At 70.5% G+C, this 21,959-nt stretch carries 16 protein-coding genes and 2 pseudogenes; 13 read left to right on the plus strand and 5 right to left on the minus strand.

Annotated features, from left to right (window positions below; genetic code table 11):
• Positions 1-26 precede the first annotated feature (26 nt).
• The 6 genes from ACFX43_RS24850 to ACFX43_RS24875 all read left to right on the plus strand — a co-directional run bounded on the left by ACFX43_RS24850 (position 27) and on the right by ACFX43_RS24875 (position 7,708).
• Positions 27-1,106: a branched-chain amino acid aminotransferase gene (locus ACFX43_RS24850; protein ID WP_378836993.1), complete on the plus strand. Its 1,080-nt coding sequence runs from the start codon at positions 27-29 to the stop codon at positions 1,104-1,106.
• 157 nt (positions 1,107-1,263) lie between these two features.
• Positions 1,264-2,769 carry a protein kinase gene (locus ACFX43_RS24855; protein WP_378837005.1) on the plus strand — a complete coding sequence of 502 codons (1,506 nt, stop codon included), beginning with the start codon at positions 1,264-1,266 and terminating at the stop codon, positions 2,767-2,769.
• A 170-nt stretch (positions 2,770-2,939) separates the two neighbouring features.
• Positions 2,940-4,550 carry a citramalate synthase gene (gene cimA, locus ACFX43_RS24860; RefSeq protein WP_378837009.1) on the plus strand — a complete coding sequence of 537 codons (1,611 nt, stop codon included), beginning with the start codon at positions 2,940-2,942 and terminating at the stop codon, positions 4,548-4,550.
• Between the two features lie 64 nt (positions 4,551-4,614).
• Positions 4,615-5,145 carry an NADPH-dependent FMN reductase gene (locus tag ACFX43_RS24865; RefSeq protein ID WP_378837014.1) on the plus strand — a complete coding sequence of 177 codons (531 nt, stop codon included), beginning with the start codon at positions 4,615-4,617 and terminating at the stop codon, positions 5,143-5,145.
• Between the two features lie 187 nt (positions 5,146-5,332).
• Complete coding sequence (locus tag ACFX43_RS24870) at positions 5,333-6,292, plus strand: GNAT family N-acetyltransferase (protein ID WP_378837020.1); 960 nt, start codon at positions 5,333-5,335, stop codon at positions 6,290-6,292.
• Positions 6,293-6,301: 9 nt separating this feature from the next.
• Complete coding sequence (locus ACFX43_RS24875) at positions 6,302-7,708, plus strand: amidase (RefSeq protein WP_378837024.1); 1,407 nt, start codon at positions 6,302-6,304, stop codon at positions 7,706-7,708.
• A gap of 116 nt (positions 7,709-7,824) precedes the next feature.
• Here ACFX43_RS24875 and ACFX43_RS24880 read toward each other — a convergent pair.
• The 3 genes and pseudogenes from ACFX43_RS24880 to ACFX43_RS24890 all read right to left on the minus strand — a co-directional run.
• Positions 7,825-9,366: pseudogene (locus ACFX43_RS24880) on the minus strand (urocanate hydratase); the annotation flags it as partial.
• An 8-nt stretch (positions 9,367-9,374) separates the two neighbouring features.
• The gene (gene hutH, locus ACFX43_RS24885; protein ID WP_378841118.1) at positions 9,375-10,922 is read right to left on the minus strand and encodes a histidine ammonia-lyase; all 1,548 of its coding nucleotides are present in this window, start codon (positions 10,920-10,922) and stop codon (positions 9,375-9,377) included.
• A 17-nt stretch (positions 10,923-10,939) separates the two neighbouring features.
• Positions 10,940-12,094 (minus strand): LCP family protein, encoded by a 1,155-nt coding sequence (locus ACFX43_RS24890; RefSeq protein WP_378837029.1) that lies wholly within the window; start codon positions 12,092-12,094, stop codon positions 10,940-10,942.
• Positions 12,095-12,281: 187 nt separating this feature from the next.
• On the opposite strand from ACFX43_RS24890, the gene ACFX43_RS24895 reads away from it, so the two are divergent.
• The 3 genes from ACFX43_RS24895 to ACFX43_RS24905 are packed head-to-tail and all read left to right on the plus strand — an operon-like array spanning position 12,282 to position 14,679.
• Complete coding sequence (locus ACFX43_RS24895) at positions 12,282-13,757, plus strand: Ada metal-binding domain-containing protein (protein WP_378837034.1); 1,476 nt, start codon at positions 12,282-12,284, stop codon at positions 13,755-13,757.
• The gene (locus ACFX43_RS24900; RefSeq protein ID WP_378837039.1) at positions 13,757-14,236 is read left to right on the plus strand and encodes a methylated-DNA--[protein]-cysteine S-methyltransferase; all 480 of its coding nucleotides are present in this window, start codon (positions 13,757-13,759) and stop codon (positions 14,234-14,236) included. Before ACFX43_RS24895 ends, ACFX43_RS24900 begins: the two co-directional genes overlap by 1 nt.
• Positions 14,236-14,679: a hypothetical protein gene (locus ACFX43_RS24905; RefSeq protein WP_378837045.1), complete on the plus strand. Its 444-nt coding sequence runs from the start codon at positions 14,236-14,238 to the stop codon at positions 14,677-14,679. The genes ACFX43_RS24900 and ACFX43_RS24905 overlap by 1 nt, the downstream gene beginning before the upstream one ends.
• Before the next feature lie 117 nt (positions 14,680-14,796).
• Here the strand turns inward: ACFX43_RS24905 and ACFX43_RS24910 are convergent, their stop codons facing one another.
• Positions 14,797-15,519, minus strand: coding sequence for an IclR family transcriptional regulator (locus ACFX43_RS24910; protein ID WP_008358359.1), 723 nt, complete (start codon positions 15,517-15,519; stop codon positions 14,797-14,799).
• A 143-nt stretch (positions 15,520-15,662) separates the two neighbouring features.
• Between ACFX43_RS24910 and leuC the strand changes: the two genes are divergently transcribed.
• Together leuC and leuD are read left to right on the plus strand one after the other, a co-directional pair.
• Positions 15,663-17,075, plus strand: a complete 1,413-nt coding sequence (gene leuC, locus ACFX43_RS24915; RefSeq protein WP_378837050.1) for a 3-isopropylmalate dehydratase large subunit — start codon at positions 15,663-15,665, stop codon at positions 17,073-17,075.
• A gap of 1 nt (position 17,076) precedes the next feature.
• Positions 17,077-17,664: pseudogene (gene leuD / locus ACFX43_RS24920) on the plus strand (3-isopropylmalate dehydratase small subunit); the annotation flags it as partial.
• A gap of 33 nt (positions 17,665-17,697) precedes the next feature.
• Here the strand turns inward: leuD and ACFX43_RS24925 are convergent.
• The gene (locus tag ACFX43_RS24925) at positions 17,698-20,130 is read right to left on the minus strand and encodes a Tex family protein (RefSeq protein ID WP_378837053.1); all 2,433 of its coding nucleotides are present in this window, start codon (positions 20,128-20,130) and stop codon (positions 17,698-17,700) included.
• Between the two features lie 111 nt (positions 20,131-20,241).
• Between ACFX43_RS24925 and ndk the strand changes: the two genes are divergently transcribed.
• Together ndk and ACFX43_RS24935 are read left to right on the plus strand one after the other, a co-directional pair.
• Positions 20,242-20,646 carry a nucleoside-diphosphate kinase gene (gene ndk, locus ACFX43_RS24930; RefSeq protein ID WP_008358543.1) on the plus strand — a complete coding sequence of 135 codons (405 nt, stop codon included), beginning with the start codon at positions 20,242-20,244 and terminating at the stop codon, positions 20,644-20,646.
• Between the two features lie 275 nt (positions 20,647-20,921).
• On the plus strand, positions 20,922-21,947 hold the full coding sequence (locus ACFX43_RS24935) for a rod shape-determining protein (protein ID WP_160024659.1): 1,026 nt from the start codon (positions 20,922-20,924) through the stop codon (positions 21,945-21,947).
• The last annotated feature ends 12 nt before the right edge of the window (positions 21,948-21,959 follow it).

Here is a 21,959-nt window from a genome sequence, read left to right on the forward strand (position 1 = left end):
CGCAGAACAGGACTAATCTCATGGTCATGGAGATCAGCACCACATTGTCGACCCAACCGGCCACCGACAAGCAGCTCGCGGAGGTCCTGGCGAACCCAGGCTTCGGCAACCATTTCACCGATCACATGCTCACCGTCGAGTGGACGCCCGAACAGGGCTGGCACAACGGTCGCATCGAGGCGTACGCCCCGATCAGCCTGGACCCGTCTGCAGCCGTGCTGCACTACGCCCAGGAGATCTTCGAGGGCATGAAGGCCTACCGGCACGCCGACGGCTCGATCTGGTCGTTCCGGCCAGAGGCCAACGCCGCCCGGATGGCCCGCTCCAGCGAGCGGCTCGCGCTGCCCGTCCTCGAGATCGAGGACTTCGTGCAGACCGTCTTCGACCTCGTCAAGGTCGACCAGCGCTGGGTGCCCGAGGCGTCCGAGACCGACGAGAAGAGCCTCTACCTGCGGCCCTTCATGTTCGCCTCGGAGGCGTTCCTCGGCGTGCGCCCGGCCCAGCACGTGACCTACATGGTCATCGCCTCGCCCGCCGGCTCCTACTTCAAGGGTGGCGTGAAGCCGGTGCGGATCTGGCTCACCGAGGACTACACCCGCGCCGGCCGCGGCGGCATGGGCGCGGCCAAGACCGGCGGCAACTACGCCTCCTCCCTGGTCGCCCAGGCCGAGGCCTCGGCCAACGGCTGCGACCAGGTGGTCTTCCTGGACGCGCAGGAGGGCAAGTACGTCGAGGAGCTCGGCGGCATGAACCTCTACTTCGTCCACGCCGACGGCCGGATCGTCACCCCCGAGACCGGCACGATCCTCGAGGGGATCACCCGCGCCTCCATCATCGAGCTCGCGGGCAAGCTCGGCTACACCGTCGAGGAGCGCAAGTTCGCCATCGACGAGTGGAAGGCCGGCGTCGAGTCCGGCGAGATCACCGAGGTCTTCGCCTGCGGCACCGCCGCCGTCGTCACCCCCGTCGGTGAGCTCGTCTACAACGGCGGCTCCATCGCCTCCGCCGGCGAGGGCGAGGTCTGGAAGACCATCCGCAAGCAGCTCGTCGACATCCAGTTCGGCCGGGCCGAGGACACCTTCGGCTGGATGCGCAAGATCGTCTAGCGAAGACGTCGGCCGAGAGGTCACGTACGCAGGTCGAGGCGTCACTCCCGCGAATCGACATGGCAGATCGGTGCCATGTCGGCCGACGGGAGAGACGTCTCGGCCGACGGGGGTGACGCCTCGGCCGGTGTCGGCTGCGGCCGATAAGGTTTGTCTCGTGACGACAGCCCCTCGCCGTCTGCCGGCGACCCAACGGGACACCGTTGGTGACTACGACCTGCTCTCTCTGCTGGGGCAGGGCGGGATGGGGCGGGTCCATCTGGCCAGCCACCGCACGAGCGGTGAGCGGGTGGCGCTGAAGGTGCTGCGTACCCAGTTCGTGGGGGATGAGGAGGGCCGCCATCGGCTCGCGCGCGAGGTCTCCTCGCTGCAGCGGGTGCGGAGCAGGTGGGTGGCCGGCGTGGTCGGCGCCGACCCGTGGGGTGAGGTGCCGTGGCTGGCGACCCGCTACGTCCCTGGGCCGACGCTGCACGACAAGATCGTCAACGAGGGCGTGCTTTCGCGCGAGGAGGTCGAGCAGCTGGCCAGCGACCTGGCCGAGGGCATCGCCGACTGCCACGCCGTCGGCGTCCTCCACCGCGACATCAAGCCGGCCAACATCATCATGGAGGGGCGCACCCCGATCCTGATCGACTTCGGGCTCGCCCGCGTCGCCGACGATCCGAAGATCACCGTGACCGGCCTGTTGATCGGCACGCCCGGCTACCTTCCGCCCGAGATCGCCGTCGGCGACCCGGCCACCCCGGCCTCGGACGTGCACTCGTGGGCCTCCGTGGTGGCGTACGCAGCGACCGGCCGCCCGCCCTTCGGCGAGGGCAACTCGATGAAGCTGATGGACCGCGCCCGGCGCGGTGAGCACGACCTCGAGGGGGTGCCGCAGCCGCTGCGCGGGCTGCTCGGCCAGGCGCTCTCACCCGACCCCGCCGACCGGCCGACGCTGGACGAGGTGCGCGAGTGGCTGCGTACGCCGCGCCGGCCGTTCGTGCACCGGCCGGTCGAGCAGCTCTCGCTGAGCGACCGGGCCGAGCGCGAGAAGGCCACCACTCCGGCCGCACCGTTCCCCCCGGTCCGTCAGCTCGGGCCGCGCAAGGACAGCGGCCTGGAGAAGCTGCGCCGTGGGGCGATCTGGCTCGGTCTGCTCGCCTTCGCCGTCGGCCTGATCGCCGCCTTCCCGAGCGTTGGCTTCTGGACAGTGCTCGGCGCGGCGTGGGTGATCCGCGCGGGCACGCTGGCTGCCGGTGATCTGCGTCGATGGCGGTGGTATCGCGGTCGTAAGTGGCATGACGCGCCCCGGCTCCTGATCGGCGCCCCGTGGCGGCTGGTCCGCTCGCTCCCGAAGACGTTCGTCGTCGGGGTGTGGGGCTTCGGGTTCGTGGTGGCGGCGGTGCTGATCGGCTTCGCCCTGCAGCTCTCCCTCGAGGCGGCGCTGGGGCTCGCCGGCCTGGCGTTCGTCGTCGCGCTGTGGACCGGCTCCGGGCGCGACCGGCTGCGGGACCCGGTGACCAAGGCGGTCCACCGGATCTCGGCGCGATGGGTGCCGTGGATCCTCGGGTTCGCCGTGGTCATCACCCTGGCGCTCTTCCCGATCCAGACCCTCGCCGAGGAGGGCTCGCAGTTCTCCGGTGGCGACGAGCCGTGGTGGGTCGAGCTCCTCGGCTGGTGAGACGCCCGTCCCATGGAGAAAGATTTCGTGGCAGTATCAGGGCTATGACGACGTACGTCATCATCATTCGCTAGCGCGTCGAGCCTTGCCCGACGCGCCACCCTCTCGTTCCCGAGAGGGTTTTTTGTTGCCCAGCCCAGCCCAGCCCGAGGACCCGAGGACACAGAGCCATGGAATTCCACGTCTACGACACCACCCTGCGCGACGGTGCGCAGCAGGAGGGCCTGAACCTCAGCGTCGCCGACAAGCTCGCGATCGCCCGGCACCTCGACGGTCTGGGCGTCGGGTTCATCGAGGGCGGCTGGCCAGGTGCGAACCCGAAGGACACCGAGTTCTTCAAGCGGGCCGTCTCCGAGCTCGACCTCAAGCACGCGCGGCTGGCGGCGTTCGGGTCCACCCGCCGGGCCGGCGTGAGGGCTGCTGACGACCCCCAGGTCGCCGCGCTCCGCGACTCCGGGGCGTCGGTCGTCACCCTCGTCGCCAAGTCCCACGACCGACATGTCGAGCTCGCGCTGCGCACCACGCTCGAGGAGAACATCGCGATGATCCGCGACACGGTCTCCCACCTGCGCGAGGAGGGCCAGCAGGTCTTCCTCGACGCCGAACACTTCTTCGACGGCTATCGGGCCAACCGCGACTACGCGCTGGAGGTCCTGAAGACCGCCTACGAGGCGGGTGCCGACGTGGTCGCGCTGTGCGACACCAACGGCGGGATGCTGCCGGGCTGGGTGGCCGACGTCGTCCACGACGTCCGCGGCGCCACCCAGGGTGCGGTGGGGATCCACTGTCACAACGACACCGGGTGCGCGGTCGCCAACTCGCTGGCCGCCGTGGACGCCGGCGCGATGCACGTCCAGGGCTGCATCAACGGCTACGGGGAGCGTACGGGCAACGCCGACCTCGTCTCGGTGGTCGCCAACCTGCAGCTGAAGCTGGGCCGCGAGGTGCTGCCGACGGGCCTGCTCGGCGAGGCGACCCGCGTCGCCCACGCGGTGGCCGAGGTGACCAACGTGCCGCCCGCGGGCCGGCAGCCCTACGTCGGTGCCTCCGCGTTCACCCACAAGGCCGGGCTGCACGCCTCCGCGATCAAGGTGGACCCCAACCTCTACCAGCACATGGACCCGGCCGGCGTCGGCAACGACATGCGGCTGCTGGTCTCGGACATGGCCGGGCGGGCCTCGATCGAACTGAAGGGGCGCGAGCTCGGCTACGACCTCTCCGACGACCGCGACCTGGTGACCCGGGTGACCGAGCGGGTCAAGGAGGCCGAGCAGCGTGGCTACACCTTCGAGGCCGCCGATGCCTCCTTCGAGCTGCTCCTGATCGAGGAGGTCGAGGGCGCCCGGCCGTCCTTCTTCGACGTCGAGTCCTGGCGGGTCATCTCCGAGGCCCGCGGTGGCGGCCCGGAGACCAGCTCGACCACAGAGGCGATCGTGAAGATCCACGCCGACGGCGTACGGCATGTCGAGACCGGCGAAGGCAACGGCCCGGTCAACGCGCTCGACCAGGCGCTGCGGGCCGCGATCACGCGTGCCTTCCCGGTGGTCGCCGACTTCGATCTGATCGACTTCAAGGTACGGCTCTTCGACCAGGGACACGGCACCGACGCGAGGACGCGGGTGCTGATCGAGACCTCTGACGGCTCGACGTCGTGGACGACGGTGGGGGTCGGGTCGAACGTGATCGAGGCGTCGTGGGAGGCGCTGGTCGACGGGCTCACCTTCGGTCTGCGCCGGCATGTGGGCGAGACCACACCTTCGGAGGCCGCTGTCACGGAATGAATCCCCCGGACGCGGGCGTTGAACACTTCAACATTGAACTATCCGCGTCCTACGAGGAGAACCCGTGACCGACACCCGTATCGCCGTACTCGTTGGCAGCCTGCGCGCCGACTCCATCAACCGCAAGCTCGCCGAGAAGCTGGTCGCCGAGGCGCCTGATGGTGTCGTCCTGGAGATCGTCGACGGGCTGGCGGACGTGCCGTTCTTCAACGAGGACCTCGAGGCCGACCCGGGCGAGGCCGTGAGCCAGCTCCGCAAGGTGATCGACGAGGCCGACCGCGTCCTCATCGTGACCCCGGAGTACAACGGCACGATGCCCGCCGTCATCAACAACGCGATCGACTGGCTCTCGCGCCCCTACGCCGCCGGCGTGCTCAAGGGCAAGATCCTCTCGGTCGTCGGTGTCGCCCCGACCCCCTACGGCGCCAAGTGGTCCCACGCCGACGCCGCCCGCTCGGCCGGCATCGGCGGCGCCATCGTCGTCGAGGACGCCATCGTCTCCCAGCCGGTCCACGAGATCGACGTCTTCACCGACGCCGAGGCCCAGGCCCGCTTCCGCGAGGCCGTCGAGAAGCTCGCGGGCTTCCAGGCGTAACGAGCGAGGCCGAGCGCCGAGCTTGCTCGTGTGCTCGTGCCGAGCGAGCGAGCGAGGCGCGCAGCGCCAGCCCGCCGCTGCCTGAGCCCCAACCTGCAGCACCACGAGGGCAGGTCTCTGCGGGGGGAGACCTGCGCTTGGTGATTTATCGCGTGCGTGATGGGCGATTCGGCCGTACGTTGCCCGCATGAGTGGACCCGTGAAGCAGCTCCGTCTGGTGGTCGAGGCGAAGGACTACGAGGAGGCGGTGGCCTTCTACCGCGACACCCTCGGCCTTCCCGAGCAGGCCGCGATCGAAGGTCCGGGCGGCGCCCAGGTGACGATCCTCGATGCCGGCCGGGCGACGCTCGAGCTCGCCAACCCCGCCCAGCACGCCTACATCGACGAGGTCGAGGTCGGGCGCCCGGTGGCCGGGCATGTGCGCGTGGCGTTCGAGGTCGACGACTCCGCCGGTGTCGCTTCCCGGCTCGTGGAGGGTGGTGCCGCGCTCGTCTCGCCACCGACCCGCACTCCGTGGGAGTCGCTCAACGCGCGCCTCGACGGCCCCGCCGACCTGCACCTGAGCGTCTTCCAGGAGCTGGGTGAGCCCGTCCTGGCGCCGGACTACCCGATCACCACCGAGCGGCTGTCACTGCGGCCGATCGACGTCGAGCGCGACCTCGACGACCTGCACGCCTATCTCTCGCTCGAGGAGGTGTGCCGCTACATCCCGCCGGTTCCGCGTGACCGCGAGCAGCTGCGAAAGGCGTACGCACCCGAGAGGCGTCTCTCCGTCCTGCGCCGCGAGGGTGAGGTGCTCTGTCTCGCCGTCGAGCACGAGGGCCGGCTGATCGGCGACGTGGTGCTCTTCTGGCACAGCAAGGAGCAGCGGTCGGGGGAGATCGGCTATGCCTTCAACCCCGAGTTCAGTGGCCGCGGCTTCGCCACCGAGACCGCACGGGCGCTTCTGGGCCTGGCGTTCGACGGGCTCGGCCTGCACCGGGTGACCGCCAGGGTCGACGACCGCAACACCGCCTCGGCGCGGGTGATCGAGCGGCTCGGGATGCGGAAGGAAGCGGTCGAGCGTGAGGCCGAGTGGTTCAAGGGCGAGTGGACGACACTGGTGCACTACGCGATGCTCGAGGACGAGTGGCGCTCGGGCCACTAGTCTGCAGGGGTGGCCGAGCTTCATGATCTGACCGCCCTGGAACAGGGAGAGCTGCTCCATCGATGCGAGGTCTCCCCGGGAGAGCTCGCCGAGCACTACCTCGACAGGATCGCCAGGCTCGACGACGTCGGCGCCTTCGTCACCGTGGCCGAGGAGCGGATCTCGACCTGCGCTCGTGAGCTCGCGGTCAAGCCGGTCGGCGCCTCACCGCTGTGGGGCGTACCCACCGCGATCAAGGACCTCAACCTCACCCGCGGGGTGCGTACGACCTTCGGGTCGGCGGCCTTCGCCTCGTTCGTCCCTGACGTGTCCGACAACGTCACCTTGTCCATCGAGGCTGCGGGGATGATCTCGCTAGGGAAGACCAACACCCCCGAGTTCGGCTCGCCCTGCTACACCGAGCCGGACGTGGCACCGCCCGCCGTCACCCCCTGGGACCGTACGCGGATCGCCGGCGGCTCCTCCGGAGGTGCTGCCGCGGCGGTCGCCGCCGGGCTGGTGCCGGTCGCGCAGGGCTCCGACGGTGGCGGCTCGATCCGGATCCCGGCCTCGTGCTGCGGGCTGGTCGGGCTGAAGCCCACGCGCGGGCGAATCTCTCCGGCGCCGATGTACGGCGACGCTGCCGGACTCGCCACCGCCGGTCCGATCGCTCGCTCGGTGCGGGACGCGGCGGCCTTCCTCGACGTGCTCGCGGGGCGGCGTACGGGTGATCCGTTCTGGGCTCCTGACGAGCCGCTTCCGTTCCTGGACGCGTGCGAGCGGCCGCCGGGTCGGCTGCGCATCGCCCGCTTCATCGAGCCGTTGATCGCCCCGACCTCGGTCGACCCGGAGTGCGTCGCCGCCTGGGAGAACGCCTCGTCGCTGCTGGAGTCGCTGGGCCACGAGATCGTCGACATCCCGCGGCCGCTGCCGGTCGAGGCGGTCGCGGTGTTCGAGACGGTCTGGGCCGTCGGGACCGCCATGTCGGTGGTCAACCTCACCCCGGACCAGCGGGCTCAGATCCGTCCGCTGACCCGCTGGCTCACCGAGCGGGGGGAGGCGGTCAGCGGGCCGGAGTTCGGGCTGGCGATCGCCGAGCTGCGCCGGTTCGCCGCCGGGGCGCTGGAGGCGCTGGCGCCCTACGACGCCGTGCTCACCCCGACCCTGGCGACCCCGCCGCCGAAGGTCGGCGAGATCCGCGATGACGCCGACCCCGCGGGCGACTTCCAGGCGCAGAAGGAGTTCACCCCCTGGACCTCCGCCTGGAACGTCACCGGCATGCCCGCCATCTCCCTGCCTCTCCACTGGACCCCGTCCGGGCTTCCGGTCGGAGTCATGCTCGCCGCCCGCCCCGCCGAGGAGTCCCTCCTGCTCTCCCTCTCTGCCCAGATCGAGGACGCCGCCCTCTGGGACCACCGCCTCCCGCCCGGCTGGTGACTCCTGGCCGAAACCGCACAAATGGCGTGGGGGGGGGGGGGGGGGGGGGGGGGGGGGGGGGGGGGGGGGGGGGGGGGGGGGGGGGGGGGGGGGGGGGGGGGGGGGGGGGGGGGNACCCGCTCGATCTTCTCCGCTGCGAGCGGAGTGCCGTCGGCGACGCACACCTGACCGGCGTGGATGGAGCGGCCGATGCCGACGCCGCCGCCGTGGTGGATGCTCACCCAGCTCGCGCCGGAGGCGGTGTTGAGCAGCGCGTTGAGCAGCGGCCAGTCGGCGATCGCGTCGGACCCGTCCTTCATCGCCTCCGTCTCGCGGTAGGGCGAGGCCACGGAGCCGGAGTCGAGGTGGTCGCGACCGATCACGACCGGCGCCGAGAGCTCCCCGGAGGCGACCATCTCGTTGAACTTCAACCCGGCGAGGTGGCGCTCCTTGTAGCCCAACCAGCAGATCCGCGCCGGCAGGCCCTCGAAGTGCACCTTCTCGCCCGCCTGGGTGATCCAGCGCTTGAGGCCCTCGTTCTCGGGGAAGAGCTCGACGATCGCCCGGTCGGTCTTGGCGATGTCCTCGGGGTCACCCGAGAGCGCCGCCCAGCGGAACGGGCCCAGACCCTCCTCGAAGAGCGGGCGGATGTAGGCGGGGACGAAGCCGGGGAAGGCGAACGCGTTCGCGAACCCGCCCAGACGGGCGCCCTCGCGCAGCGAGTTGCCGTAGTCGAACACCTCGGCGTCACGGCTCATGAAGCCGACCATCGCCTCGACGTGCTTGGCCATCGAGGCCTGCGCCTTCTCCGTGAAGTCGTCGGGGTCCTCCGCGGCACGCTCCGCCCACTCCGAGACCGTGTACTCCAGCGGGAGGTAGGAGAGCGGGTCGTGCGCCGAGGTCTGGTCGGTGACGATGTCGACCTCGACCCCCCGCGCCAGGACCTCCGGGAAGACCGCGGCACAGTTGCCGACGAGACCGATGGAGCGCGGCGTACGCGACTTCTTGGCCTCCTCGGCCTGGGCCAACGCGTCGTCGAGGGAGGCGGCGACGGTGTCCATGTAGCCGTGGTCGACACGGCGCTGGAGGCGGGACGCGTCGACGTCGACGACGATCACGACCCCCTCGTTGAGCGTGACTGCGAGCGGCTGGGCGCCGCCCATGCCGCCGGCGCCGCCGGTCAGGGTCAAGGTGCCGGCCAGTGTGCCGCCGAAGCGCTTCCGCGCGATGGCGGCGAAGCACTCGTAGGTGCCCTGGAGGATGCCCTGGGTGCCGATGTAGATCCACGAGCCGGCGGTCATCTGGCCGTACATCGTCAGGCCGAGCGACTCCAGCCGCCGGAACTCCGGCCACGTCGCCCAGTCGCCGACGAGGTTGGAGTTGGCGATCAGGACCCGGGGTGCCCACTCGTGGGTGCGGAAGACGCCTACCGGCTTGCCGGACTGCACCAGCAGCGTCTCGTCGGCCTCGAGCTCGTCGAGGGTGCGGACGATGGCGTCGTACGCCTCCCAGGACCGCGCGGCGCGGCCGGTGCCGCCGTAGACGACCAGGTCGTCGGGGCGCTCGGCCACCTCCGGGTCGAGGTTGTTCATCAGCATGCGCTTGGCGGCCTCGGTCTGCCAGTTCTTGGCGGTGATCTCGGGGCCGCGCGGTGCGCGGACAGTGCGTGGTTCGCTCATGTCGCTCATCACATCACTGAAGTGAGCGAGCGCGCACGGGAAAGAAGGGTGCCGTCGGCGACGAGGCCGACGACCGACCTGATGTCCGGGGCCAGGAACCGGTCCGGGCCGGGCGTGGGGACCAGCTTGCGGACCTCCTCGACCAGCGCGGCGCCCACCGGGCCGGGACGCTCGGGTGCGCGCATGTCGATCGCTCGGGCGGCGGTGAGGATCTCGATGGCGACGACCTGCTGAGCCCCGGTGATCGCGCGGCGGAGCTTGCGGGCGGCGTTCCAGCCCATCGAGACGTGGTCCTCCTGCATCGCGGAGGTGGGGATGGAGTCGACCGACGCCGGGACGGCGAGCCGCTTGAGGTCGGAGACGATGCCGGCCTGTGTGTACTGCGCGATCATGTGCCCGGAGTCGACGCCTGGGTCGTGAGCCAGGAACGGCGGCAGCCCGTGGTTGCGCGACTTGTCGAGGAAGCGGTCGGTGCGGCGCTCGGAGATCGAGGCGAGGTCGGCGGTGGCGATCGCCAGGAAGTCGAGTACGTAGCCGATCGGTGCGCCGTGGAAGTTGCCGTTGGACTCGACCCGGCCGTCGAGCGTGACCACCGGGTTGTCGACGGCGCTGGCGAGCTCGGTCTCGGCCACCCGGGCGGCGTGGGCCATGGTGTCGCGCACCGCGCCGTGGACCTGGGGCGCGCAGCGTAACGAGTAGGCGTCCTGCACCCGGGTGAACCCGGTGCCGCGGTGGTCGGCGACGATGCCGCTGCCCGCAAGGACGGCACGGATGTTGGCTGCCGAGGTCGCCTGGCCGGCGTGCGGCCGCAGGGCCTGGAGGTCCTCGGCGAAGACGCTGTCGGTGCCCTGGAGGCCCTCGATGCTGAGCGCTCCGGCGATGTCGGCGGTGGCGACCAGATCGTCGAGGTCGGCGAGCGCCAGGACGAGCATCGCCAGCATCCCGTCGGTGCCGTTGATCAGCGCCAGCCCCTCCTTCTCGCGCAGCTGCACCGGGGTGATCCCGGCGGCCGCCAGCGCGTCGGCGCCGGAGACGAGGTCGCCGTCGGCGTTGCGTACGTCTCCTTCGCCCATCGCCGCGAGCGCGCAGTGCGCCAGCGGGGCCAGGTCGCCGGAGCAGCCGAGCGAGCCGTACTCACCGATCACCGGCGTGATCTGGGCGTTCAGGAGCGCGGCGTAGGTCTGGGCGACCTCGGGGCGCACACCGGTCCGCCCGGTGGCGAGGGTCGAGAGGCGCAGCAGCATGAGGCCGCGTACGACCTCCTTCTCGATCTCCGCTCCCGATGAGGCCGCGTGCGAGCGGACCAGCGAGGCCTGCAGCTGCGCGCGGTGCTCAGGCGGGATCGAGGTGTTGGCCAGGGCGCCGAACCCGGTCGAGATGCCGTAGTGGGGCCGGGTGTCGTGAGCCAGCGACTCGATGAGCTCGCGGCTCGTGGCCATCGCGGTCAGCGACTCGTCGGTGAGGGTGATGGGGGTGTTGTGACGGGCGACGGCGACTACCTGATCGAAGGTGAGGGCACCGACCCCGACGGGAACCGTGGTGTAGGTCATGACCAGAGTGGATCACATCACATTCAGGCGGGTGAGCACAGGCCGTTGTCGGCGGCGTCCTTCTCCTGGTCCTCGGGGCTCACCGAGTCGGCCGGAACCTCGTCCGGTGAGGCGCTGACCTCGGGATTTCCCGGTGTGGCAGAGGTCGTGGGCGAAGGGGCGGCGGAGGCCGTCGCATCATGGAGCGGACGGTCCTCGAGCATCCGCTCCCACAGCTCGTCGGCCTCCGGGAGGATCTCGAGACGGCCCCAGTTGGGGTCGCCGGCGGGGTAGGCCCGGTTGGGTACGGTCTCGAACTCGATGCCCGACGGATCCAGGTCGCGCATCTCGCCGGCCAGGTCGGCCAGCCCGGCGACGGAGCCGATGTCGGTGGTGATGCTCTTGGAGAGCTCGGTCGCGAACGTGGCCAGGCGACGCGGGCGGGTCAGGGTGCCGGCGGAGAGGACCTTGGTTGCGAGGGCTGTGAGGAAGTACTGCTGACGTCGCATCCGGCCCAGGTCGGCGTTGGGGGTCGAGGAGCGGTTGCGTACGTAGTCGAGGGCCTGCTTGCCGCGCAGGTTGTGGGTGCCGGCGGGCAGGAAGATGTTGTGCTCCTCGTCGTCGATCGCCTCCGGGATGCAGATCGTGACCCCGCCGACGGCGTCGACCATCCCGCGGAACCCGGCGAAGTCGAGCGCGAGGTAGTGGTCGATCGGGATCCCGGTGAGCAGCTCGGTCTGGCGGGCGGCGCAGATCGGGCCGCCCAGGGAGTAGGCCTCGTTCCACATCACGCCGCTCGCCTCGGGGATCGTGGTGCCGTCCGGGGCGGTGCACTCCGGCCGATCGACGAGCGCGTCGCGGGGGATCGAGACGCCGTAGGCCGAGGTCCGGTCGGCGGAGACGTGCAGCAGGATGGTGCTGTCGGAGCCGCCGGAGCCACCCTCGCCGTCGATCGAGCAGCCCTCGCAGTCACGTCCATCGGTGCCGAGGATCAAGATGTTGAGCGGCTGCTTGGGGCCCTCGTCCTTGTTCTCCGGCTCGTCGACGAGGTGGTGGATGTCGCCGCCCGAGCCGAGGTTGCGGTTGAGGTGGTCGTAGAACGCCCAGGTGCCGATCCCGGTGCCGACCGCCAGGAACAGCATCGTGACCACCACGGTGAGCACGACCGTACGTGTCCCCGACCTCGTTTCGGTCCTCATCACCCTCCCTCGCCCGTCCGCCTGAGCGGACCGTCTGCGTGTGCAGCCCACACAGGTTGTACGCGCCAGTGAGCCGAGAGGTTGCTGCTTCAGGTAACGGCATTGTGAAACCATGAGGAAGGCACTGTCCGAAAACCGCGCGTAATTTCGTTCCGAACGCGGCAACATGGTGGACATGGATGGGACGATGAGCGTGAACGGACTCGACTTCGAATCGTGCTACCGCGCTGTTCGTTCGCGCGACCGGCGCTTCGACGGCATCTTCTACACGGCGGTCGCCTCGACCGGGATCTACTGCCGGCCCTCGTGCCCGGCGCGGACCCCGGCGCTGGTGAACGTCTCCTTCCACCGGACCGCCGCGGCTGCTCAGGCGGCCGGCTACCGGGCCTGCAAGCGCTGTCGCCCCGATGCCACCCCGGGCAGCCCGGAGTGGGACGTGGCGGCGACCCTGGCCGGGCGCGCGATGCGGCTGATCGCCGATGGCGTCGTCGACCGGGAAGGCGTCGAGGGGCTGGCTCGCCGGGTCGGCTACTCGCCGCGCCACCTGACCCGGCTGCTGACCACCGAGCTCGGCGCCGGTCCGTTGGCGCTGGCCAGAGCACGCCGAGCGCAGACCGCCCGGACGCTGGTCGAGACCACCGAGCTCGGCTTCGCGGACATCGCCTTCGCGGCCGGCTTCTCGAGCGTACGTCAGTTCAACGACACCGTCCGCGAGGTCTACGCGGCCTCGCCGACCGAGCTCCGCGGTCGCCGCGGATCGCGGCGCCGGGCCGACGGGACGATCGCGCTGCGGCTCGCCGTCCGGACCCCGTTCGCGGGTCGGGCGCTACATGCCTTCCTGCGCGACCACATGGTGCCGGGGGTCGAGGTCGCCGGGGTCGACGGCGGGCGGCGATGGTTCGCCCGCACGCTCGACCTGCCGAACGGGCCCGGCACGCTGCGTCTCGAGCTCGCCGACATCCCCGAGGGCGAGACCGGCTTCGTCCACGCGACCTTCAAGCTCGCCGACCTGCGCGACACCACCGCCGCCGTCGAGCGTGCCCGCCGGCTGCTCGACGCCGACTGCGACCCGCGTGCGGTCGGCGACGTCTTCGTCGGGGACGAGGTGATCGGCCCGCTGGCCCTGGCCCTGCCGGGGCTGAGGGTGCCGGGCACCGTCGACGGGGGCGAGCTCGCGCTGCGTACGATCGTGGGGCAGCAGGTCTCGGTCGCCGGCGCGCGCACCGTGCTGGCGGGGATCGTCGCCGAGCACGGCCGCCCGATCGCGACCGACATCGACGGCCTCACCCATCTGTTCCCGTCCGCTGATTCCTTGGCCGCCGCCGACCCGGCCGGTATGCCGATGCCGCGCTCGCGTGGGCGCGCGGTCACCGGTCTGGCCGCGGCGCTCGCCTCCGGCGAGCTCCAGCTGGACCGCGGCACCGACCGCGACGTCGTACACGAGCAGCTGATCAGCCTGCCCGGGGTCGGTCCCTGGACCGCCGACTACGTCGCGCTGCGTGCTCTCGGCCATCCCGATGTCTTCCTGCCGACCGATGTCGGCATCAAACGAGCGCTGGAAGTGCTCGGTGCGCCCGCGGCGGATGTCGCCGCGTGGCGGCCGTGGCGCTCGTACGCCCTGCTCTACCTGTGGACCTCACTGACTGCTTTGGAGAAACTGTGATGTGGACTCTCATCGACTCACCCGTCGGCGAGCTCCGGCTTGTCGCGCACGACGGCGCGATCACCGCGATCGACTTCATGCCGGCCGACTATGCAAAGGGCCGGGTGCTCGGGGACCGGTCCGACTCGGATCCGCTGTTGCTGGAGTGTGCCCGGCAGCTCGCCGAGTACTTCAAGGGTGACCGGACGACCTTCGACCTCCCGCTGGCGCCCTCGGGCACCGCGTTCCAGACGCGGGTCTGGGAGCAGCTGCAGCAGATCGAGTACGGCACGACCGCCTCCTACGGCCAGATCGCCGGCCGGCTGTCGCTGACCGGCCACGGCGCCCGCGCCGTCGGGCTCGCCAACGGCAGGAACCCCATCCCGATCGTGATCCCGTGTCACCGTGTCGTCGGCGCGGACGGCTCCCTGACCGGCTACGCCGGTGGCCTGGACCGCAAGACGACCCTGCTGGGCCTGGAGAGCGGCGTCCTCTTCTGATGCCGAGACTGCAGTTGTGGGGTCCGAGACCGCAGTTGTGGCGTACGTCGGTGGCGGCTGCCGCGCTCGTGGCTGCCCTGGCCGCGTGCGGCGCAGGGGAGCTTGCCGAACCCGCGGAGCCCGCAACCAGGGAGAGCCGGAGCGAGGCCGAGAACGCGCTGCTGGTCAACGGCCAGGCCAGGTGTGACCACGACGTGTCGAGCGACGAGGCGAAGGACACGATCGAACGCGTCGGCGGGCTCCAGCAGCCGACCTGGTCGGTGCGGTTCGCCGAGAGCACCGCGGCCGGAGTCGTCGTGCTGGTCACCGGCGACCTCGAGGACGCCCAGCCCCCGCTCTTCGACGACTACCGCGTGGCGGTGATCGTCGCCTCGGCCGAGGACCAGACGCGTACGGAGGACTTCAAGGCCGTGCGGGACGCGGTGCGGGAGATCTGTGGCTGAGGTGTTGCAGGGATACCCGGTTAACCGGTGAAACCTGCACTTCTCCGGCGTTGCAACACCTGAGAAGTGCAGGAATACCCGGTTAACCGGGTATTCCTGGGGCTGGAGTGACAGTCGTTACTCCGCAGCCGCGCGCCGCAGCGACTCCGAGAGCCGATCGGCGGCGGCGAGGACGGCGGGCGCGTGCATCTTGCCGGGCTGGCGGGTGAGGCGCTCGAGGGGGCCGGAGACGGAGACGGCGGCGATGACCTTGCCGCCGGGGGAGCGGACGGGAGCGGAGACCGAGGCGACGCCGGCCTCGCGCTCGCCGATCGACTGAGCCCAGCCGCGGCGGCGGATGCCGGAGAGGGCGGCGGCGGAGAAGGCGGCGTTCTGCAGGCCGCGGTGAAGGCGCTCCGGGTCCTCCCACGCGATCAGTATTTGAGCGGCCGACCCGGCACGCATCGTCAGCTGCGAGCCGACGGGGATGGTGTCGCGGAGACCGGAGGGGCGCTCGGCGGCGGCGACGCAGACACGGAAGTCGCCCTGGCGCCGCCACAGCTGCGCCGACTCACCGGTGATGTCGCGCAGACGTGCCAGGACGGGCCCGGCGGTGGCCAGCAACCGGTCCTCGCCGGCGGCGGCGGAGAGCTCGGCCAGTCGCGGACCGAGAACGAAGCGGCCCTGCATGTCACGGGCGACCAGACGGTGGTGCTCGAGGGCGACCGCCAGACGGTGTGCGGTCGGGCGGGCGAGACCCGTCCCGGCCACCAGGCCGGCCAGGGTCGCCGGGCCGGATTCGAGAGCTGTGAGCACAAGGGCGGCCTTGTCGAGCACGCCCACACCGCTGGAACTGTCCATATCGCAAGACTAACTTCTCAGAACCTGAGATGCAACGTTACGCTCGGAGAAGCAGACTGGAAGTGGCGGATCTGACATTGCGATTCAACGCTCGAACCGCCACCGGCCACTACAGACCAAAGATGCCAGATGGAGAACGTGTCATGGGCAGGACCTTGTCGGAGAAGGTGTGGGACGAGCATGTCGTCCGGTCGACCGCGGGAGAGCCCGATCTCCTTTACATCGACCTTCACCTCATCCACGAGGTGACGAGTCCGCAGGCCTTCGAGGGCCTGCGCCTGTCCAACCGCAAGGTGCGCCGCCCCGACCTCACCATCGCCACCGAGGACCACAACGTACCGACCCTCGACTGGGACAAGCCGATCGCCGACCCGGTCAGCCGCACCCAGGTCGAGACGCTGCGGAAGAACGCCGAGGAGTTCGGCGTACGTCTTCACCCGCTCGGCGACGCCGAGCAGGGGATCGTGCACGTGGTCGGGCCGCAGCTGGGGCTCACCCAGCCGGGCATGACCATCGTCTGCGGTGACTCGCACACCTCGACGCACGGTGCGTTCGGTGCGATCGCCTTCGGCATCGGCACCTCCGAGGTCGAGCACGTGCTGGCGACCCAGACGCTGATGCAGGACAAGCCGAAGACCATGGCTGTCACGGTCAACGGCACGCTGCCCGACGGCGTCAGCGCCAAGGACCTGATCCTCACCCTGATCTCCAAGACCGGCACCGGCGGTGGCCAGGGCTACATCGTGGAGTATCGCGGCGAGGCCATCCGTGAGCTCTCCATGGAGGCTCGGATGACGATCTGCAACATGTCGATCGAGTGGGGCGCCAAGGCCGGCATGATCGCCCCCGACGAGACGACATTCGCCTACATCAAGGACAAGCCCGAGGCTCCGAAGGGCGCCGACTGGGACCAGGCCGTCGCGCACTGGGAGTCCCTGGTCACCGACGAGGACGCCGTCTTCGACAAGGAGATCGTCCTCGACGCAGCCGAGGTCACCCCGTTCGTCACCTGGGGCACCAACCCGGGCCAGGGCGTCCCGCTGGGTGCCGCCGTTCCGAGCCCCGACGACTTCGAGGACGCCGACGAGAAGATCGCGGCCGAGAAGGCCCTGACCTACATGGGTCTCGAGGCCGGCACGCCGATGCGCGAGGTTCACATCGACACCGTCTTCCTCGGTTCCTGCACCAACGGGCGCATGGAGGACCTGCGTACGGCCGCCGACATCATCCAGGGCCACCATGTCGCGGAGGGGACCCGCTTCCTGGTCGTACCCGGCTCGGCCAAGGTGCGCCTCCAGGCCGAGGAGGAGGGTCTGCACAAGATCTTCCTCGACGCCGGCGCCGAGTGGCGCGGCGCGGGCTGCTCGATGTGCCTGGGCATGAACCCCGACACCCTCGCCCCCGGCGAGCGCTCGGCCTCCACGTCCAACCGCAACTTCGAGGGTCGCCAGGGCAAGGGCGGTCGCACCCACCTGGTCTCGCCGGAGGTGGCCGCCGCCACCGCCGTACGCGGCACCCTCTCCTCGCCCGCCGACCTGACTCTCGTGGAGGCCTGACATGGACAAGTTCACCACCCACACCGGCGCCGGTGTGCCGCTGCGCCGCAGCAACGTCGACACCGACCAGATCATCCCCGCGGTCTACCTCAAGCGGGTGACCCGCACCGGCTTCGAGGACGGCCTCTTCGCCGCCTGGCGCAACGACCCGACGTTCGTCCTCAACAACGAGGCGTACGCCGGGGCCTCGGTCCTCGTCGCCGGCCCCGACTTCGGCACCGGCTCCTCGCGTGAGCACGCCGTGTGGGCCCTGATGGACTACGGCTTCCGCGTGGTCATCTCGAGCCGCTTCGGTGACATCTTCCGCGGCAACTCCGGCAAGGCCGGACTGCTCGCGGCGAAGGTCGACGAGAAGGTCGTCCAGAAGCTGTGGGACTACCTCGACGACAACCCCGGCGCCCAGATCACCGTCGACCTGGAGTCGCGCACCGTCCGTGCCGGCGAGGGCCCCGACGCCATCGAGGACTCCTTCGACATCGACGACTACACCCGCTGGCGCCTCCTCGAGGGCCTCGACGACATCGGCATCACCCTCTCCCACGAGGACGACATCGCCACGTACGAGGCGACCCGGCACTCCTTCAAGCCGGTCACNTCGCGGCTCGACCGACGCGGGTCTGGCTCAGCTGAGCCCTGCGCGCCGCAGCGCATCTGCCATGGCGCTGTTGGCCGGGGCGGAGGAGCCGCGCCCGGCACCCTGGCCGCCACGGTTGCCACCGGGACGCCCGCCGCCCTTGCCGCCGCCGTTGCCCTTGGGGCCGCCCTTGCCCTGGCCACGCTGGCCACCGCCGGGGCGGCCGGAGCGGCCGCCGGACTCGCCCTTGGCGGGAGCTTCCGCGGGGGCGTCGTCGTTGAGCCGGAGCGTGAGCGAGATCCGCTTGCGGGCCTCGTCGACCTCCTGGACCTTGACGCGCACCACGTCACCGGAGCGGACCACGTCGCGCGGGTCCTCGACGAACTTGTCCGACATCGCGGAGATGTGGACGAGGCCGTCCTGGTGGACGCCGATGTCGACGAAGGCGCCGAAGGCGGCCACGTTGGTGACGGTGCCTTCCAGGACCATGCCGGGACGCAGGTCGGCGATCACGTGCACCGACTCGGAGAAGGTCGCCGTGCGGAACTCCGGACGCGGGTCGCGCCCGGGCTTCTCGAGCTCGGCGAGGATGTCGGTGACCGTCGGCAGGCCGAACTTCTCGTCGACGAACTCCGACGGCTTCAGCGACTTCAGCGCAGAGGTGTTGCCGATCAGCGACCCGATGTCCGCCGACGCCTTGTCCAGGATGCGGTTGACCACCGGATAGGCCTCCGGGTGCACGCCGGACATGTCGAGCGGGTCGTCGCCGCCACGGATCCGCAGGAACCCGGCCGCCTGCTCGAACGCCTTCGGGCCGAGCCGCGCCACCTTGGTGAGCTCGCGGCGGGTGCGGAAGGGGCCGTTGGTGTCCCGGTGCGCGACGATCGCCGAGGCGAGCGACTCGGTGATCCCCGAGACCCGGCGCAGCAGGGGAGCCGAGGCGGTGTTGAGGTCGACGCCGACGCCGTTCACGCAGTCCTCGACGACGGCGTCCAGGGACTTGGAGAGGCCGTATTCGGGCAGGTCGTGCTGGTACTGCCCGACGCCGATCGACTTCGGCTCGATCTTCACCAGCTCGGCCAGCGGGTCCTGGAGACGGCGCGCGATCGACACCGCCCCACGCAGGGACACGTCGAGATCCGGAAGCTCGGCGGAGGCGTAGGCCGAGGCGGAGTAGACCGAGGCGCCCGCCTCGGAGACCATCACCTTGGTCATCTTCAGGTCCGGCAGCAGCTTGAGCAGGTCGGCGGCGAGCTTGTCGGTCTCGCGCGAGGCGGTGCCGTTGCCGATCGCGATCAGGTCGACGGAGTGCTTCTTCGCCAGCTTCGCCAGGGTCGCCAGCGATCCGTCCCAGTCGCGCCGCGGCTCGTGCGGGTAGACCGTCGAGGTGTCGACCACCTTGCCGGTCGCGTCCACGACGGCCACCTTCACGCCCGTCCGGATGCCGGGGTCGAGGCCCATCGTCGCCCGGGTGCCGGCCGGCGCGGCCAGCAGCAGGTCGCGCAGGTTGTCGGCGAAGACCGCGATCGCGGCCTCCTCGGCGGCGGTGCGGATCCGGGTGCGCATGTCGAGCTCGAGGCGGAAGAGGATGCGCGTACGCCACGCCCACCGCACCGTCTCGGCCAGCCACTTGTCTGCCGGACGGCCGGAGTCCGTGATCCCGAAACGAGAGGCGATCGAGCGCTCGTAGTCGGTCACCTCGCCCGGCTGCGGCTCCTCGGCGTAGGGGGAGAGGGTGACGTCGAGAACCTCCTCCTTCTCCGCACGGAGAACGGCCAGGGTGCGGTGCGAAGGCAGCGACGCGTACGCCTCCGAGAACTCGAAGTAGTCGGAGAACTTCGCCGCCGCCGGGTCGTTCTCGCGGCCCTCGCGGACGCGGGTCACCAGGCGACCCTGCTTCCACATCCGCTCCCGCAGCGTGCCGATCAGGTCGGCGTCCTCGCCGAACCGCTCGACCAGGATCGCGCGGGCGCCGTCGAGCGCGGCCTTGGTGTCCACGACCTGCTCCCCGAGGTACTTCTCCGCCTCGACGACCGGGTCCAGCGACGGGTCGGCCAGCAGAGCGTCGGCCAGCGGCTCGAGCCCGTTCTCGCGGGCGATCATCGCCTTGGTGCGACGCTTCGGCTTGAACGGCAGGTAGATGTCCTCCAGCCGCGCCTTGGTGTCGGCGGCGAGGATCGAGGCCTGCAGTTCGGGAGTGAGCTTGTCCTGCTTCGCGATCTCGGCGAGCACGGCGGCACGCCGCTCCTCCAGGTCGCGCAGGTAGCCGAGTCGCTCCTCCAACGTACGCAGCTGGGCGTCGTCGAGGCCGCCGGTCACCTCCTTGCGGTAGCGCGCGATGAACGGCACCGTCGAGCCCTCGTCGAGCAGGGCGACCGCTGCGGTCACCTGCGCCGGGCGCACCCCGAGATCTTCGGCGATGCGGGCCGGGATGGCGGCCATCGAGTCTGCGAGCGTCGGAGCTGATGGGGTTGTCGTCACGGAGCGCCATCCTGCCGCATCCCACCGACATGGTTTCAACAAGGCCGACGAGGCACAGGCGCGACCGGCCCGAACGTGCCCGGCCGGCCCCTCCCCGATACGCTCGGCCCCATGACGCAGCGCACGTTCGTGATCCTGAAGCCCGACGCCGTCCGCCGGGGCCTGGTGGGGGAGATCCTGTCCCGCTACGAGGCCAAGGGCCTCTCGATCGTGAAACTGGAGCACCGCACCATCGACGCGGGCATGGCCGACGAGCACTACGCCGAGCACGTCGAGCAGCCGTGGTACCCGCCGCTGCGTGACTTCGTCACCTCCGGCCCGCTCGTCGCCGCCGTCCTCGAGGGCGACGAGGCGATCGAGGTCGTCCGCGCGCTCAACGGTGCCACCGACGGTCGCAAGGCCGCCCCGGGCACCATCCGCGGCGACTTCTCCCTCTCCAACCGCGAGAACCTCGTCCACGGCTCCGACTCGCCCGAGTCGGCCGACCGCGAGATCAAGCTCTGGTTCGGCGCCTGAGACGACCGGAGAGCCTGACCCGAGATCGCGCCGGTGGCCCCACCGGCGCGATCTCTCATTTTGCCCTGAAGGCCGCTTTCGCGGGCCTCTGTCAGCCGTTCCGCAACACCCGGTGAACACAGGCATCCCCTGGTTCGGCGACGTGGATGCACCCCGTATCGTTGCGGTTTCGGCGAGCCTCTCCGGATTGAGGCTCGGACCTTCGTAGCCTCGTCGGGAGGCCCGCATCCTGCAGCACAGATCCCCGACGCGGCGCCCCGGGAACGCGAGGACGCATGGCGAGCATCATTGGACGTGACATGGCGGTGGACCTCGGCACCGCAAACACACTCGTCTACGTCCGCGGCAAGGGTGTCCTTGTCGATGAGCCGAGTGTGGTCGCGCTCAACAAGAACACCGGCGAGATGGTCGCCGTCGGCCATGAGGCCAAGAAGATGCTGGGACGTACGCCTGACGACATCGTCGCGCTGCGACCACTGAAGGACGGCGTGATCGCCGACTTCGAGGCGACCGAGCAGATGCTCCGCTACTTCATCCATCAGGTCCACCGCCGCCGCTACTTCGCCAAGCCGCGGATGGTCATCTGCGTCCCGTCCGGGATCACCGCGGTCGAGATCCGCGCGGTGAAGGAGGCCGGCTACCAGTCCGGCGCTCGGATGGTGAACATCATCGAGGAACCGATGGCGGCCGCGATCGGCGCCGGGCTCCCGGTGCATCTGCCGACCGGTAACATGGTCGTCGACATCGGCGGCGGCACCACCGAGGTCGCGGTGATCAGCCTCGGCGGCATCGTCACCTCGCAGTCGATCCGCACCGCCGGCCATCAGCTCGACAACGCGATCATGACCTGGCTGAAGAAGGAGCACGCGCTGCTCCTGGGCGAACGCACGGCCGAGGAGGTCAAGATGACCCTCGGCTCGGTCTGGCCGCTGCCCAACGAGCCCGAGGCCGAGATCAGGGGACGAGACCTGGTCAGCGGCCTGCCGCGCACCGTGACCGTCTCGAGCGCCGAGGTGCGCAAGGCGATCGAGGAGCCGCTCCACGACATCTTCGACGCGGTCCGCTCCACTCTCGACCAGACGCCGCCCGAGCTGGCCGGCGACATCATGGACCGAGGCATCGTGCTGACCGGCGGCGGTGCCCTCCTGCGCGGGCTCGACGAGCGCCTGCGCCACGAGACCGGCATGCCCGTCCACGTCGCCGAGTCTCCGCTGACCTCGGTCGCGATGGGCGCCGGTCGCTGCGTCGAGGACTACGACGTGCTCCGCCCCGTCCTGGTGAACGAGAACAGGAGATGGTGACGTGTCGTTGCT

It is taken from the genome of Nocardioides sp. YIM B13467, assembly GCF_042788075.1.
In the GTDB taxonomy this organism is placed as follows: Bacteria; Actinomycetota; Actinomycetes; order Propionibacteriales; family Nocardioidaceae; genus Nocardioides.